Here is a 15,754-nt window from a genome sequence, read left to right as displayed (position 1 = left end):
GTCGTAGTCGTTAAAACTATATTTTGTTAAAGACCTTGAATCACCCGCTGCAGACTTTTCGCCAATAAGCTCCCACGACTTTCCATCTGCGCTTCTTTCAACCTCAAACATGTAGCTATTCACTTCTGTAGCCGTAGCCCACTCCAGTTTATTTTGCTCCCCGGATTCGTAAGCGGTAAATGACGCCCACTCTACAGGTAAAGGTGAACTATTACTGGTAGCTGTATATCTTCCAAAGGTGTTCATATTATTAGCTGTCAATGAATTAGAAGCTGTATTGACAGTAGTTGCTCTAGTTTGCCACATACCTGCGAAATTCTCGTTTTGAGTAACCTCTAGGGTCGGCTCATTTTCGCTCGGTACATTACCAATTTGTACCTCATCGTAGTAAATGGTTATGTCGTAATCATAGTTTGTGTTACTATTTTCGGTAGCAGTCAGATCTATGTATTTGTTAAATATGTTGTATTCAGAAGTGCTTGCAGCAAATACCCCTGGAAAATACTGAACACTCACATCGTCAGGCAGATCAGATCCTGGGTTAAATTTGATATCGACCCATAAACGCTCGCCTATACTGAATAGATAATTGACACCTGTAGCTAACGGCCCAGCTTGTGTTACTTTTGTAGGCGGCACTGCTATGGGATCTATAGTAAACTCAAACGCTCCCACATCTGGTGTGCCTGTAGCTACAGCCGTTGATCGTGATGCATTATTAAAATCGTTGTTTACTGATGTAAGAGGCTCGCCCATGCCATGAACAGACCAGCTGACTGCACTTAAGTTATTAGGTAAGAGGTTGGAGTCGCTGGTATAACCCGGATCAGCAAAAGACGTGCTCATGTCTTTTCCTGTAGTCGCACGCCAGGCCGCCATATTATTATCGGCATCAGATAATATATCAGCCAATGTACCAATGAGACCCACATAATTTCTTGTATATATGGTATTGGCGTCTATATGATATACATTATAGTTCAAATGATCGATTTGAGAAGATGCAGACTCTGCAAAAACTGCCAAGGCTGATGCCTGACCGGCTAAAGTATTATCACCTCCCAATGTATTTTTTACAATGTTATTTCTAAAATCAACGCCTGTAGTATTACTCGCAACGGCAAGCCCCATAGAAACTGAGGTTAAGAAATCCATTTCCTGACCAAACAGATTTATTGAGTTGTTGTAAATATTGATACCGGATTGCGTATAAGTTTGCAAAGCACCAACTTCACCTCCCAGGCCTAAGAAAAAAGCTACTGGATTTAAATACCCTGCATTTGCCGTAGAGTTAGCTCCATTACCTGAAATATTTCTTATCACATTGTTCTTAAGCGTAATATTGGCATTTGAAATACCTGTATAAACTTCCATGGCATGCGCACTCAAACTGGAAGTATTGTCGCCATTAAAGCCTAAGCTATGAACCTCATTTCTATCAACCACCAGGTTTCTTGAGTTTTGATCTATGATGATACCTGCATCGGAATTGAGGTCGACTTGATTGAAGTTGCCTACTGTATTTTGAGAAATATTGCCATTATTAACACCGAGCACGTGAATACCTGTTTCTTGCAGAGCATCTGCTCCAGTAGACTCTAAGTCATTACCAATAATGTCAATATTAGTAGCATAACTATTACTTGAGTATCCTGCCAGAATTCTATCCACACCATCAACATGGATGCCCTCTTTGGCTTTGTAAATTCGGTTGTTTTGAATGGTAATATTGTTAAAAACAGCTTCATCGGCAAAGTGACCTGCAACCAGTACGGCATTATGGTTACCAGCTACCAATCCATAACCGTTGATAACATCCTCTGTAGCCAGATTAGTATTCTTAATTACTATATTTTCCATTGCATCAGTCTCATTAGGCCCCGCAAGAAAAATAGCCATTGGGCTATCTGTTGCACCTCCCAATACTGCGTCTACTACAGTTAAATCTCTAGTGGTACCACCAACAGTGTTAGAACCATCGATGGTTACATTATCTACCCCCCACAGTGTAAACACTCCGTGACTGTCTAAATTTCCTGTGAAATAATTAGATTCTTCAGTAATTGTAGGCGTAGGATTTGTAGCCGGGTCTGGCTTGATCGTAAGGTTGTAAGTACCCATGCCTGGATAGGGAGAGTTAGTACCATCTCCTATTTCGAAAGGAAACTCTTCAAACTCGTGGTTATACTCTTCATCTAGTAAGTAAAAATTTACATTTCCACTCTGTCCATTGCTATTTAAATAATCTACTGCATCAGTAATAGTCGCAAAATCAGCCCCTGTTGACTTGCCTATGTGATAATCACCGGCCAAAGCAGGAGCAGCAGTAGGTGTTGTCTTAATTATAACATTGTCAATAGCAGCTGGCGCTTGATTAGTTACAGTTGCATTATTTTCCCAGGTAAAAACCAGTAATGTGTTATTTACAGCATTGTTGATAAATGTTTTGGCTGCGGCATTTAACGTAAGTGTAAGTCTTGACCATGTTATAACCTTATTTCTCTCAGTAAGTAATAGTGAATTAGACCCTGTTAAATTAGCAGGTGTGGGTAAGGTAGTTGTGGTGTCTACATCCACAAGGTAGACACTCATAAAATCAATGTTCATAAAAGGTGCAACCAATAAATCCTGACCATTGACGCGTAAGTCAAACTGAATTTCTACATCTTGGGTGGTGATACCGGCAGTCCAGTTGGGGCTCACCCATGCCGATGATCCTGTACCACCATTTACATAAGTATTATTAACGCCATCATTAGATACGCCCAATGAATTACTTCCATAAGTAAACTTGCTATTGGTGGCCAAAACATACCACTCATTATTGGCAGTCCCTACCTTTGACTTATACCAACCAGGAGCACTTCCTTCAAAATCTTCAAAAAGTATTACATCTTGAGTAAAAGCCGAGCTATAGATCAATAAAACAAGTAGAGCTAATAGGTACTTCATTCTGTTGGTTTTTTGTATTCTGATTGTGAAGGTAGAATGTCAAGTTTTGATCTGGAAAATATTTAGATGACGAGGGTGAGGTACTCGATGAGCTGCAGCTCTCATGCGATAAATGAAATTGAGGTTTTACACCTTTAATCCTTTTCCAGAAAAGGGCCTACCTCGGGCCTGCCAATGTATTTTGAGTATCTGACCTCATGATTTTTCTCAAAATAGTCTGATCCCCAAACGTTAGCTTAAGTACATAAACACCGTCCTTGAGCTCTGGAAGCTCTATTTTAAGACCGTTATTAACTACAATATCTTGAGAATAGACATTGTTTCCGGCAATTGTACTCACCTGCACATCCACTTCTTCACCTTGTGGTAAGTTTCTCACGAGAATTGTTTTTCTAAAGGGATTCGGAAAAACGCTCACTACAGATTCGTCAAAATCACGGGTAACTTTAAGTACATCAGAAAGATTTTCAGTACCATCATAGTCTATCTGATTTAACCTATAATAACTGACCTGCTTAGGTTCGTAGTCGGTAAAGTCATAGTCAATTTTTGAAGAGGAATTTCCAGCTGCCGCTACCTCTCCTATTTCTAACCAATCCTTGCCATTCGTACTTCTTTCTACAATAAATGCCTGACTGTTTATCTCTGTAGCTGTGGCCCATTTAATTTGGTTAATATTTTCTAAAGCAATAGCTTTTATAGTAAGGTATTCTACAGGCAAGGCATTACTATTACTAGTTCCGCCAAATCTTCCAAAACCCGTCAAATTATTAACCGTTATTGTATTGCTGGTGGTGTTTACTGTTGAAGTATTATATGTCCATGTACCAGAAATATTTTCGTCTTGTGAAATATGTAATGATGGTTCACTTTCTGAGCTCACCGTTCCTAAATAGGCTTCATCATAGTACACAGTCATGTTATAACTATAATTCGTATTGGCGTTTTCGGTAGCTGTAATGTCAAAATAGTTATTGAATATATTTAACGTACCTTGATCACCAGGCCATGAGCCAGAATACACTTGTAAGCTTATATCGTCTGGCAGGTCTGAACCTGGGTTAAACTCAATTTGTACCCATCCTCTTTCTCCTATGCTAAATGTGTATACCGTCCCTGTAAATAATGGGCCACTTTGGGTAATAGCCGTTGGTGGGTTGGTTACAGGATCATTGGTAAACTCATATGCGCCTAAATCGACTGCGCCTGTCGTTACTGTCGTTGACCTACTGGCTCCAGTAAAATCATCTGTTACACTGGCGATCGGTTCGCCAACTCCATGTACGTGCCAGCTGTTAGCATTAGTGTTGTCAGGAAGTAGATTAGTGGTACTTGTATAACCAGGCGCTGCATGTATCGAACTGGCTTCATCCCCTGTAGTCACACGCCACGAAGACATGTCCGTGTCTGCATCGGTAAGTAAATCTGCCAGAGTACCAATCAGCCCTATGTAGTTATTAGTAAAGGTTGTATTTGCAGCAATGTGATGTGCATTGTAATTAAGGTTGTCGAACTGAGCGTTGCTCGTTTGTGCAAAAATAGATAAGGCTGAAGCACTACCTCCTAATGTTGTGGCACCTCCCAAAGTGTTCTTTATAATGTTATTTCTAACATCCACTCCAGAGGTATTGTCTGCCACTGCAAGCCCCATCGAGACAGATGTGACAAAATCCATTTCCTGCCCAAACAGGTATATGGAATTATTAAAAATATCAAACCCGGATTGTGTATACGATTGTACCTGACCTACTTCACCACCCAAACCCATAAATATGGCCACAGGATTTAAATATCCGGCATTTGCAGTAGAGCTAGCGCCATTACCCGTAATATTCCGAATGACATTGTTTTTTATTACTACTGCTGAGTTGGCCACTCCCGTATAAATATCTATACCATGTGCACTTAAGCTTGAGGTATTGTTTCCACTAAAACCCAGATCATATATTTCATTTTTTTCAACAGTAAGGTTCTGTGTGTTTTGATCAATGATAATGCCTACATCAGCATTTAAATCTTGCTGATTAAAATTGGCTATTGTGTTTTCAGAAACTGTACCTCCATTTACTCCTAAAAGATGTATACCGCTCTCCTGTACAGCCGTAGCACCGGAAGAGGTCATTATATTTTCCGTGATGGTTATATTGGTAGCATAACTATTGGCCGTATAACCTCCCATGCCATTTCTGTCTGCACCATCTATATGAATAGCCTCTCGTACTGATTCAAAACTGTTATTTCGAATGGTAAGGTTGCTAAAAACTGCTTCATCAGCAAAGTGACCAATCACTGAAGTACCGTGTCTTCCGGCTACAATGCCATAACCCACCGCTCTGTCAATTGTAGATATGTTTATATTTTTCAATTCAATATTATCCATGGCATCAGTTTCATTGATCCCTGCCAGGTAGATGCCCATAGGTGCATTAGTCGCGGAACTAGGTAAGTTGTCGATTAAAGTAAGATCGCGTGAAGTACCTCCAACAGCATTAGATCCATCTATAGTGATGTTGCCTACTCCCCACAGGGTTATTACACCATGGCTTTCTTTATTTGCCGTAAACTGATTAGTAGCTCTGGTAATGGTAGGAGTTGGTGCTATAACCGGGTCTGGTTTAATGGTAAGATTGTAGGTGTTTGCCCCAGGATAAGGCGTGGTTGTACCATCTCCTATTTCAAGCGGAAAAGTTTCAAAATCCCGGTTATACTCTTCATCAATCAAATAGAAATTAACATCTGCACTTTGTCCGTATGTATTTAGGTAATTGAAAGCGTTGGTAATTGTTGCAAAATCTGAATTAGTAACTCTACCGATTTGATAATCACCTGCTAATGGAGGCGTAGTTGTAGAACTACTCGTAAGAAAGACATTGTCGATAGCAATTGGAGTTTGGTTAGCGGTAGTTGCGTTGTTGGTCCAGTTGAAGACTAATAGTGTATTGTTTGTAGAAGAATTGATAAATGATTTTGCAGCAGCGCTTAGAGTCACCGTCCCACGATTCCAGTTGGTTAGCCTATTTACTTCAAATAATAGAAATGAGTTTGACCCATTCAGGTTGTTTTTAGTTGGGATGGTGACAGCATCATCGACATCAACCAAATAGACGCTTACATAATCAATATTATTATTAAGCATATCATCCTGACCATTCACCCTCAAGTCGAGCTGTAGGGTAACATTTTGAGAAGTAATGGCTGCCGGCCAGGTAGGACTCACCCAAGCCGCTGACTCCGTGGTTACGTTTGAATAGGCATTAGTTGTACCCGAATCATTTGAAACTCCAATGGACCTGGAGCCTGATGTAAGAGTACTGTTTGTATTGAGTACATACCACTCATTGGTGTGGGGTGTTGATTTTTTCCAACCTGGTGCGGCCCCTTCAAAATCTTCGAAGATGATCACATTTTGTGCTAAGCCGGTGGATAAAATAAACAATAGCGAAACTGTAAGAATGTTTTTCATCGTGGTAGCGGTTTTTTGTTGGATATCTCGTACCGAAAGTAACATCTGATTAAAAGGTTAAAAAAAAATTTAGACGGCTGAGTATCAGCGCTCGATGAGTCGCAAGATTTATGCGATAAGACATTTGCCGAAAATTGGGCAAAAGCATGACAATCAGGCTAGCTAATGACTGTTAGCAAAATCACCAATAAATCAGTAATTTTGCATGCCAATAACTGTCGAATATTTTTTTGTGAATTCGACCCTGACTTTAAAACAGAAGACGATTAATATATGAAGAACGTAGCTCCATATAAGCCAAAAAATAAGATCAGAATAGTAACAGCTGCCAGCCTTTTCGATGGCCACGATGCGGCTATCAATATCATGAGACGTATCATTCAGGCTACCGGATGTGAGGTTATACACCTCGGTCATGACAGAAGTGTGGAAGAGGTAGTGAATACAGCTATACAGGAGGATGCTCAGGCTATTGCCATGACTTCCTACCAGGGTGGACACACAGAGTACTTTAAATACATGCATGACCTTCTGAAAGAAAAAGGTTCTGGCCACATCAAGATTTTTGGCGGTGGCGGTGGAGTAATTCTACCGGACGAAATTAAGGAGCTACACGATTACGGCATTACCAGAATCTACTCACCAGACGATGGCCGTGAGATGGGTCTCCAGGGCATGATCAACGATATGATCGAGCGGTGTGACATACCTACCGGAGACAATCTGAATGGTGAAATTAATGATGTAGAAAAGAAAGAAAAGAAAGCCATTGCCAGATTAATTTCTGCCGCTGAAAATTTCCCTGAAAAATCGAAAGAAGACTTAGGGAAAATCCATGAAATGGCTGATAAAGTAGAGACACCAATTTTAGGTATCACTGGTACTGGTGGTGCCGGTAAATCTTCATTGGTCGATGAGTTAGTAAGAAGATTTCTTCACGATTTTGAAGACAAAACAATTGCTATCGTATCGGTAGACCCTTCCAAAAGAAAAACAGGGGGCGCTTTACTTGGCGATCGTATTAGAATGAATGCCATTAAAAGTGATCGTGTTTATATGCGGTCTCTCGCTACGAGACAATCAAATCTGGCGCTTTCTAAACACGTAAAAGAGGCCATACAAGTGCTTAAGGCAGCACAATATGACCTCATCATATTAGAAACATCAGGTATAGGCCAGTCAGATACCGAAATCACCGACCACTCAGATGTGAGTCTTTATGTAATGACACCGGAATATGGAGCTGCTACACAGCTGGAAAAAATCGACATGCTTGATTTTGCCGATGTGATAGCCATCAACAAATTCGATAAAAGAGGGGCATTGGATGCGTTGCGCGATGTAAAGAAACAGTACAAACGTAACCATCAGCTTTGGGACACTAAAGACGAGGAAATTCCGGTGTTCGGAACAATCGCTTCTCAGTTTAACGACCCAGGCATGAATCGCCTCTACAAAGAGGTAATGGATAAAATTGTGGACATTACCGGTGCCAAGCAGCTAACCTCCAAGCTTGCCATAACTGGTGAGATGTCAGAGAAAATCTTCGTGATCCCACCAAATCGCACACGATATTTATCAGAGATTGCTGAGAATAACCGCTCTTATGACGATTGGGTAGATCAACAATGCAAAATTGCTCAGAAGCTTTATGGCTTGAGAAAGTCGGTCGAAACTTTAAAAGACTCCGACATTGAAGACAAAGACAGGCTAATCAAAGGCCTTGAAGAGACTTATGAAAAGATAGCTCTGGACTTTGATCCACGTAATCAAAAATTGATTGATGAGTGGGAAGCGAAAGTGAAGAAATACAAAGATCCTGTTTACACATTTAAGGTAAGGGACAAAGAAATTAAGATTAAAACACATACAGAGTCACTTTCTCACTCTCAAATTCCAAAAGTAGCCCTACCAAAATATGAAGGTTGGGGTGAAGTATTGAGATGGAGCTTACAGGAAAATGTACCGGGGGAATTTCCTTACACAGCTGGGATCTATCCATTTAAAAGAGAAGGTGAAGATCCGACAAGGATGTTTGCCGGTGAAGGTGGCCCAGAAAGAACTAACAGAAGATTTCACTATGTAAGTCTGGATATGCCGGCTAAGCGTTTATCTACGGCTTTCGACTCGGTGACCCTTTATGGCAATGACCCTGATTACAGACCGGATATCTATGGTAAAATTGGTAATTCAGGGGTTTCAATCTGTTGCCTCGATGATGCTAAGAAACTGTATTCCGGTTTTAACCTTGCCGATCCGCTTACGTCTGTATCTATGACTATAAACGGACCTGCACCTATGCTCTTAGGCTTTTTTATGAATGCCGCAATTGATCAGCAGTGTGAGATTTACATTAAAGAAAATGGTCTTGAGGATGAGGTAGAAAAGAAGATAGATAAAATATACAAAGAGAAAAAAGCAACAAGACCTAGCTATCAGGGCAAGCTCCCTGAAGGTAATGATGGCCTTGGGCTTATGCTTCTAGGTGTAACAGGTGATGAAGTTTTACCAAAAGACGTTTACGCAGACATAAAAGCAAAAACACTCTCACAAGTGAGAGGTACTGTGCAGGCAGACATTTTGAAAGAAGATCAGGCACAAAACACCTGTATTTTCTCAACAGAATTTGCTCTACGCCTGATGGGTGACGTACAAGAGTATTTCATCAATCAAAATGTACGTAACTTCTATTCCGTATCAATATCAGGGTACCATATTGCTGAGGCAGGTGCCAACCCTATTACGCAGCTGGCGTTTACTTTGGCCAACGGCTTTACTTACGTAGAATACTACCTGAGTAGAGGTATGGACATCAACAAGTTTGCTCCTAACCTTTCATTCTTCTTTTCTAACGGTATCGACCCCGAATATGCAGTGATAGGTCGAGTGGCAAGAAGAATTTGGTCAAAGGCTATGCGTGAAAAATATGGTGCCAATGCACGTTCGCAAATGTTGAAATACCATATTCAAACTTCAGGTAGATCATTGCACGCACAGGAGATTGATTTCAATGATATAAGAACCACGCTACAGGCGCTTTATGCCATATATGACAACTGTAACTCATTGCATACCAATGCTTATGATGAGGCCATAACCACACCTACAGAAAACTCTGTACGTAGAGCGATGGCTATACAGCTCATAATCAATAAAGAGCTTGGTTTGGCTAAAAATGAAAATCCAATTCAGGGATCATTTATTATTGAAGAGCTCACCGATCTTGTTGAAGAAGCGGTACTCACAGAGTTTGACAGAATAACAGAAAGAGGTGGCGTATTAGGTGCGATGGAGACAATGTACCAGCGTAGTAAGATACAGGAAGAAAGTCTGCATTACGAAACCTTAAAGCATACTGGTGAATACCCGATAATTGGTGTAAATACCTTCTTAAGCTCTAAAGGCTCACCTACAATTGTACCTCAAGAGGTTATAAGAGCTACAAAAGAGGAAAAAGAATATCAGATTGAAATGCTAGGTGCTTTGCATAATAAGTATGATGATGAAGCACAAAAGGCGCTTGACGATATTCAGGCAGCGGCTATTAAAAATGAGAACTTATTCGATTCTCTGATGGCTGCTTGTAAGGTATGTTCTCTAGGTCAGATTACTCAGGCCCTATTTGAAGTAGGTGGCCAGTATAGAAGAAACATGTAGGGCGATTAATTAAGGAAGAAGTTATCTCTTACCTTTAATTCCTGCTCAAGTATAAATTTACGATAACGGAGCCTTTCACTTAGAAAGGCTTCTCTTTTATGTATATCCAGTAATTTAAGATACCTTAACCTATCTCCTATATCAAGATTCAGCTCAACAGCCACATCATGAATATCAAAATCTATTTTACCCTGATAATCCTTAAGTGCCATAAATGCCCTGAACTGATCTCTAAACTCTTCTGATACGCTCGACTCCTCATAAGCTTTCAGTGGAGCTATAATTCCTCCTGGGTAAAGCTTAGGTGAAAATTTGTTATAAAATTTCGTTAACAGAAATGTATCTACACATTTCACCATAATGTCACTTTCACCAGTTTGATAGCGTTTAACCACAGCCTCTAACTCTACTATCGCTCCCATTCTGTCTTTATTAAGACCGTGCGAGTAGTAAATACCAAATTGCATTTGTGCAGACTCTACATCTTGTAGCAACTGTCTGTATCGAGGTTCAAAAATGTGAAGTGGAATTCGTTCGTTTAGAATTGGCAAAATGGCCAATGGAAATATCGGTAACTCAACCTGCTCAATCATCATCTATACAACATTGGTAGATTGCCAATTGTTTGCAATATGATTTAATAATAGAGATTTGTTATATTTGATAACTAACCCTTATCCTGTTACATGAGCGCCAACCATGAATTACTACTCCTTTCTGACCTCCCACAAGAGGTAGAAGAGTTTGCCAATCTTGGTGTCTGGCACTATGACATACACAGTAAGTTATTTACCCTATCACCTAACCTTTACAATATCTTTCAGGTATCCAAAGAAAGGTTTAAAGGCACATATGAAGCCTTTCTCAAATTGGTTCACCCCAAGGATGTTGAGATGGTTGAAGAAATAATTGATCACTCAATTTCGAAGCAATCTACCTTCACTTTCGACCACAAAATTGTTTCTGGCAGAGGAAATATACGCCATATCAGAACATGGGGCTTGGTAATCACCAACGATGACGATAAGGCTGTGAGAATAACCGGCTTGTCGATGGACATAAGTGAGTCGCGAGAGTATGAAAATGCCCTAAGAGAAAATGAGCAATTTAGCCGAAAGCTCATACAGTATACGCCAAATGCGATCATCATTCAAAATCTTGATGGAGAAATTCTATATGCCAACAAAACTGCTGCGGAGCTCATCAAAGCGCCATCGGTAGATTATTTGATGGGAAAGAATACGGCCTCGTTTAGACAAAAAGATAACGAGGCGATCATTCAGGGACGAATAAACTATATTCTTAATACGGGAGAAGCAGCACCTAAATTTGAGCAGACCTATATCTGTGTTGATGGTTCTAAGAAAATTGGTGAATCGGTTGTGATCCCATTTGAATATAAAAAACAGGATGCGATACTTAGCATCATCACAGACGTCACAGAGCAGAAAAAAGCCATAGGGGCTGTAAAAAGATCTGAAACACAACTTCGATATTTTATTTCCAACACTCCACTGGCAGTGGCTATGTATGATATGGGAATGAACTATATAGCTTGCAGCCAACAGTTTTTAGACGACTGGTGGGTGAAAGATGAGGAAATGACCGTCAAAAAAATTATTGGTCTAAACCATTACGAACTTTTTCCAGATGTTACCTCAGAGTGGAAGACTTACCACCAAAGAGCTCTGAAAGGTGAAAATATCACGCTTGAAGTAGATGTATTTATCAAAAGTGATGGTAAAAAAGAGTGGGTAAGAAGTAAAAATCAGCCCTGGTATCTACCTGATGGAGAAATAGGCGGCATGATCCTTTTTACAGAATTTATCACCGATAGAAAGGAAGCTGAGAACGAAATTTTAAATAGTCGTAATAGGCTGAGCACCCTCATACAAAACCTCCCTGGTCTTGTATACAGCTGTGGTCCTGCGCCTTACTTTACACTTCTTTTCGTAAGTTCTGGCGCTTATGACATGACAGGTTACAAACCCGAAGACTTTGTAGAAAATGGTATAGTGACATTTGATGACATTGTACACCCAGATGACCTGAAAAGAGTGAGGCAGATAATGATCAATGCCACAAAAAAAAGGGAGCCATTTGAAGTAAGTTATAGAATTTACACTAAATCTGGACAGCTAAAATACCTCAATGAGCGTGGTCAGGCGATATTTGATGCAGGTGGCACCATGATCTCCATAGAGGGGGTAGTAATGGACATTACCCAAAAAATGGAGGCTGACGAAGAGGCCAGAAAAAACAAAGAGCGCCTGTATGCTGCACAACGGATCTCTCACCTTGGTAGTTGGGAGTATCATTTGCCATCTGACGAGGTGTTCTGGTCTGACGAGTACTTTAGAATATGCGGTGAAGAGCCACAAGCCTTTATTCCTACATTTGAAATAGGCGCTTCTTACATTCACCCGGATGATCGGAAAGTCATCACAGAAGCCATTCAAAACACAATAAAAACAGGTGAGCCTTATACAATAGAAAAGCGAATTGTAAGGCGGGATCGGTCAGTGAGATACGTGGTGTCACACGGTGAACTGATTACTGATGATACTGGCAATCCCGTGAAGGTGATTGGGTCAATGCAAGACATAACGGAACGCAAACTCACAGAAATGGCGCTTCAGGAAAGTCAGAATAGAAACACAGCCATCATCAACGCGCTACCAGACATTCTCTTTATTACCTCAATTGACGGCACCTATTTAGATTCTCAGGTCTCTGATCCGACCAAATTATTTTTACCTTCAGAGTCATTCATTGGCAAGAATGTGAGAGATATTATGACGGCCGAAATATCAGAGCAATTCATAGAAAAATCTAAAATAGCCGAGAAGACAGACACTGTACAGATCATGGATTACTCGGTAGACATACAAACAGAAAAGCAGTATTTTGAGGCTCGAATTGTCAAATATGAGGAAGGTAAAGTCCTGTCGATGATACGTAACATCACAACCAGTAAGAAAAATGAAACACAGCTGGTAAAGCTTACCGAGGAGCTTACAACAACGAATGCAGAACTCAAACAATTTGCTTATATCACTTCGCACGATTTGCGGGCACCCGTAGTAAATCTGGATACCTTACTGCAGCTCTATAAAAATGAAAGTAATGCATCTATCGACAAACCGATGGTTTTAGACAAGATCGTGACCTCGGTAGAGCAACTAAAATCGACTTTAAATGACCTGATACAGCTGGTTGCAGTTAAAGATGATACAGCCAATGATCTTACAAAAGTTGATTTAGCAGAAATTACAAATCGAGTTATAAGCAATTTAGAAACTCAGATAAAACAGGCGAATGCCACCATTAAATCTAATTTTGAAAAGGCGCCATTTGTGATCGCAAAAAAAGCTACCACTTATAGCATACTTCAAAACCTGGTTTCAAATGCTCTAAAATATCATGGCAGTGATCCGCCACATATTGAAATAGAATCTACTATATTAGAAGACTATACTTGCCTTTCCGTCACAGATAATGGTGTAGGCATTGATCTTGATACGCATGGCAAAAAGCTTTTTGGTATGTATCAGAGATTTCACATCAATAAGGAAGGTAAAGGCCTTGGATTATATATCATAAAGTCTCAAATTGAGGCTCTCGGTGGATTTATAGAGGTAAAAAGTGAAGTCGGCAAAGGCTCTACTTTTAATGTTTGCTTCAAAAGAAATACTGAATGACTGATAATATTGTGAAATTGGCAAATGTACTTGTGATAGATGATGATGAGATATCAAACTTCATCTACACAAGAGTGATCTCCTCAACAGGAGCAGCTGACAATATAAAATCATGTATGAGTGGTGGTGAGGCTTTGCAATACCTCGAAGACATTGTGAAAAATCAGCCTGAAGAATTTCCCAAACTTATATTTTTAGACATCAACATGCCTGTAATGAACGGGTGGGATTTCTTAAACAAGTACCAAAAAATCGTTCCTAAAGAAATTCAAGACTCTTCTACTCTATGCATACTTTCCTCATCGGTATATAAAGATGATATTGATAAAGCACACACTTACCCACAGGTCAGCGAGTATGTACCTAAGCCATTAACCTCAGATTCACTTAAAATACTACTGAAGAAGTATTTTAAAGATATGTAATTGTCACTTTGCAAAAGTATCTCTTAACTTCGCTGCACAAACTAAGCGCATATGAAAATTACTACTAAATATATCACAGATCACGAGTATAACTCTTTCAATGAGCAAGGCAACAAGGTTTTCATCGATATGAAAGATGAAAACAAAACCGGCCAATCTCCTATGGAAATGATCTTGTCGGCTTTGAGTGGTTGTGTGGCTGTTGAAGTATCTCAGATGATCCAAAAAAGGCGAAAAGAATTAAAAGACCTTACTGTAGAAGCCTATGGCGTCAGAAAAGCAGATCACCCAAGAGGTTTTACTCATATAACTTTAAAGTTCATCCTGACATCCCCTGATGCCAATATCGAAGAATTAGACAAAGTCACTAAGTTGTCTCTTGAAAAATACTGTTCGGTAGCTGAGTCGCTTAAAGCTGAGATAAAGTTTGAAACAGAGATAGTAAGATAACCCCGATATAAGCGTATGAGGCTACTACTATTATTGGTTGTTCTTATACCTGCTTCGTTTGCTCACAGTCAAACGCATTCTATCCAAGGCAGAGTATATGACCAATCGACCAAAGAGCCCCTACCCTATGTTAATGTTTACTTAAATAATGCTAAAACTGGCACTGTTACCAATCAACATGGTCAGTTTAAAATTCACCTAAGAGAACAAAACTTAGACGACACGCTTACTATCTCATACATTGGTTACAAGCTAACAAAAATTAAGATAGCATCTATATCTAAGGATTTTGAATGTTATCTTAAGGAAGATCTGAAAATTTTAAATGAACTGGTTTTTACTGGTCTAAGTGCCTCTCAGGTCATACAAAAAGCATTAGCCAACTTAACTAAAAATTATCCTCAAGACGATTATAAAAGCAGTGGTTTTTACCGGTTAGTTTCTAAAAAAGGTAATCAATACGTCTCTCTCTCTGAAGCCGTATTTGATATTTTTCACCAGTCCGGAAAAGTTGATCAGTTTAGACTCAACAAAATGAGAGCCATAAAAGACCAACAGGCTTTAAAAGGTATCGAAGTTGGTCTTAAACCTCAAGCAATACTCACGTATGATTTGACACAATCCATTAAAGATTGGAATATATTAAATGACGTTGGCTTAAAAAATCACGAGTTTTTTTTACAAGGAGTTACTAACTATAATAACTCTGAGGTATACGTAATTTCATTTGATCAGAAACCAGAAATCAAAAAATCATTTTATAAGGGACAAATTTTTATTGATAAAGAGACTTTCGCTTTTGTTTACTTTGATTTTGGTCTAAGTGAAAGAGGCATTAAATACCATAAATACGGCAACCTCGGGTTAAGAGCTCTAATGAAGTTAGCAGATATCTTTCTCGACATCTCAAGCTCCAGGTATCAAATAGCCTATCAAAAAGTGGGTGATAAATACTATCTCAATAGAGTATTGGCAGAAAATTCTTTTTCAGTCCATAGCTCAAGAGAAAACTACGATTTCATTCTTGACAGCAAGGTGGACTACTTAGTAACCAATGTTCAATTAGAAAACGTATCAGAATTTGACAAGCAGGAGGTGCTTAATAC

General features: G+C 39.6%; 8 protein-coding genes. 5 read left to right on the top strand and 3 right to left on the bottom strand.

Translation table 11 applies throughout. The features are described from left to right. Nucleotides 1-2,952: autotransporter outer membrane beta-barrel domain-containing protein (locus E1176_RS16255; protein ID WP_484494459.1), on the bottom strand; the 2,952-nt coding region annotated here is incomplete at its 3' end. Nucleotides 2,953-3,109: 157 nt separating this feature from the next. Further along, a complete protein-coding gene (locus E1176_RS16250; protein WP_185152849.1) occupies nucleotides 3,110-6,415 on the bottom strand; it encodes a T9SS type A sorting domain-containing protein in 3,306 nt (1,101 codons plus the stop codon). 273 nt (nucleotides 6,416-6,688) lie between these two features. On the opposite strand from E1176_RS16250, the gene E1176_RS16245 reads away from it, so the two are divergent. Next, nucleotides 6,689-10,072: a methylmalonyl-CoA mutase family protein gene (locus E1176_RS16245; RefSeq protein ID WP_155211958.1), complete on the top strand. Its 3,384-nt coding sequence runs from the start codon at nucleotides 6,689-6,691 to the stop codon at nucleotides 10,070-10,072. A 5-nt stretch (nucleotides 10,073-10,077) separates the two neighbouring features. Here the strand turns inward: E1176_RS16245 and E1176_RS16240 are convergent, their stop codons facing one another. Continuing rightward, the gene (locus E1176_RS16240) at nucleotides 10,078-10,668 is read right to left on the bottom strand and encodes a hypothetical protein (RefSeq protein WP_155211956.1); all 591 of its coding nucleotides are present in this window, start codon (nucleotides 10,666-10,668) and stop codon (nucleotides 10,078-10,080) included. Between the two features lie 90 nt (nucleotides 10,669-10,758). Between E1176_RS16240 and E1176_RS16235 the strand changes: the two genes are divergently transcribed. The 4 genes from E1176_RS16235 to E1176_RS16220 form a co-directional block, all read left to right on the top strand. Continuing rightward, nucleotides 10,759-13,773, top strand: coding sequence for a PAS domain-containing sensor histidine kinase (locus E1176_RS16235; protein WP_155211954.1), 3,015 nt, complete (start codon nucleotides 10,759-10,761; stop codon nucleotides 13,771-13,773). Beyond that, nucleotides 13,770-14,198 (top strand): response regulator, encoded by a 429-nt coding sequence (locus tag E1176_RS16230; protein ID WP_155211952.1) that lies wholly within the window; start codon nucleotides 13,770-13,772, stop codon nucleotides 14,196-14,198. Before E1176_RS16235 ends, E1176_RS16230 begins: the two co-directional genes overlap by 4 nt. Nucleotides 14,199-14,249: 51 nt before the next feature. Continuing rightward, complete coding sequence (locus E1176_RS16225; protein ID WP_155211950.1) at nucleotides 14,250-14,648, top strand: OsmC family protein; 399 nt, start codon at nucleotides 14,250-14,252, stop codon at nucleotides 14,646-14,648. A 15-nt stretch (nucleotides 14,649-14,663) separates the two neighbouring features. Continuing rightward, nucleotides 14,664-15,754: carboxypeptidase-like regulatory domain-containing protein (locus E1176_RS16220; RefSeq protein WP_155211948.1), on the top strand; the 1,091-nt coding region annotated here is incomplete at its 3' end.

Source organism: Fulvivirga aurantia (assembly GCF_009711475.1).
In the GTDB taxonomy this organism is placed as follows: Bacteria; Bacteroidota; Bacteroidia; order Cytophagales; family Cyclobacteriaceae; genus Fulvivirga; species Fulvivirga aurantia.
Note: the sequence above shows the minus strand (reverse complement) of the source record. Positions and strands in the feature narration are given on the sequence as shown.

Excerpts from the sequence above, each read along its gene's own strand:
- E1176_RS16250 (WP_185152849.1), bottom strand. The coding sequence starts at position 6,415 with ATGAAAAACATTCTTACAGTTTCGCTATTGTTTATTTTATCCACCGGC.
- E1176_RS16245 (WP_155211958.1), top strand. The coding sequence starts at position 6,689 with ATGAAGAACGTAGCTCCATATAAGCCAAAAAATAAGATCAGAATAGTA.
- E1176_RS16240 (WP_155211956.1), bottom strand. The coding sequence starts at position 10,668 with ATGATGATTGAGCAGGTTGAGTTACCGATATTTCCATTGGCCATTTTG.
- E1176_RS16235 (WP_155211954.1), top strand. The coding sequence starts at position 10,759 with ATGAGCGCCAACCATGAATTACTACTCCTTTCTGACCTCCCACAAGAG.
- E1176_RS16230 (WP_155211952.1), top strand. The coding sequence starts at position 13,770 with ATGACTGATAATATTGTGAAATTGGCAAATGTACTTGTGATAGATGAT.
- E1176_RS16225 (WP_155211950.1), top strand. The coding sequence starts at position 14,250 with ATGAAAATTACTACTAAATATATCACAGATCACGAGTATAACTCTTTC.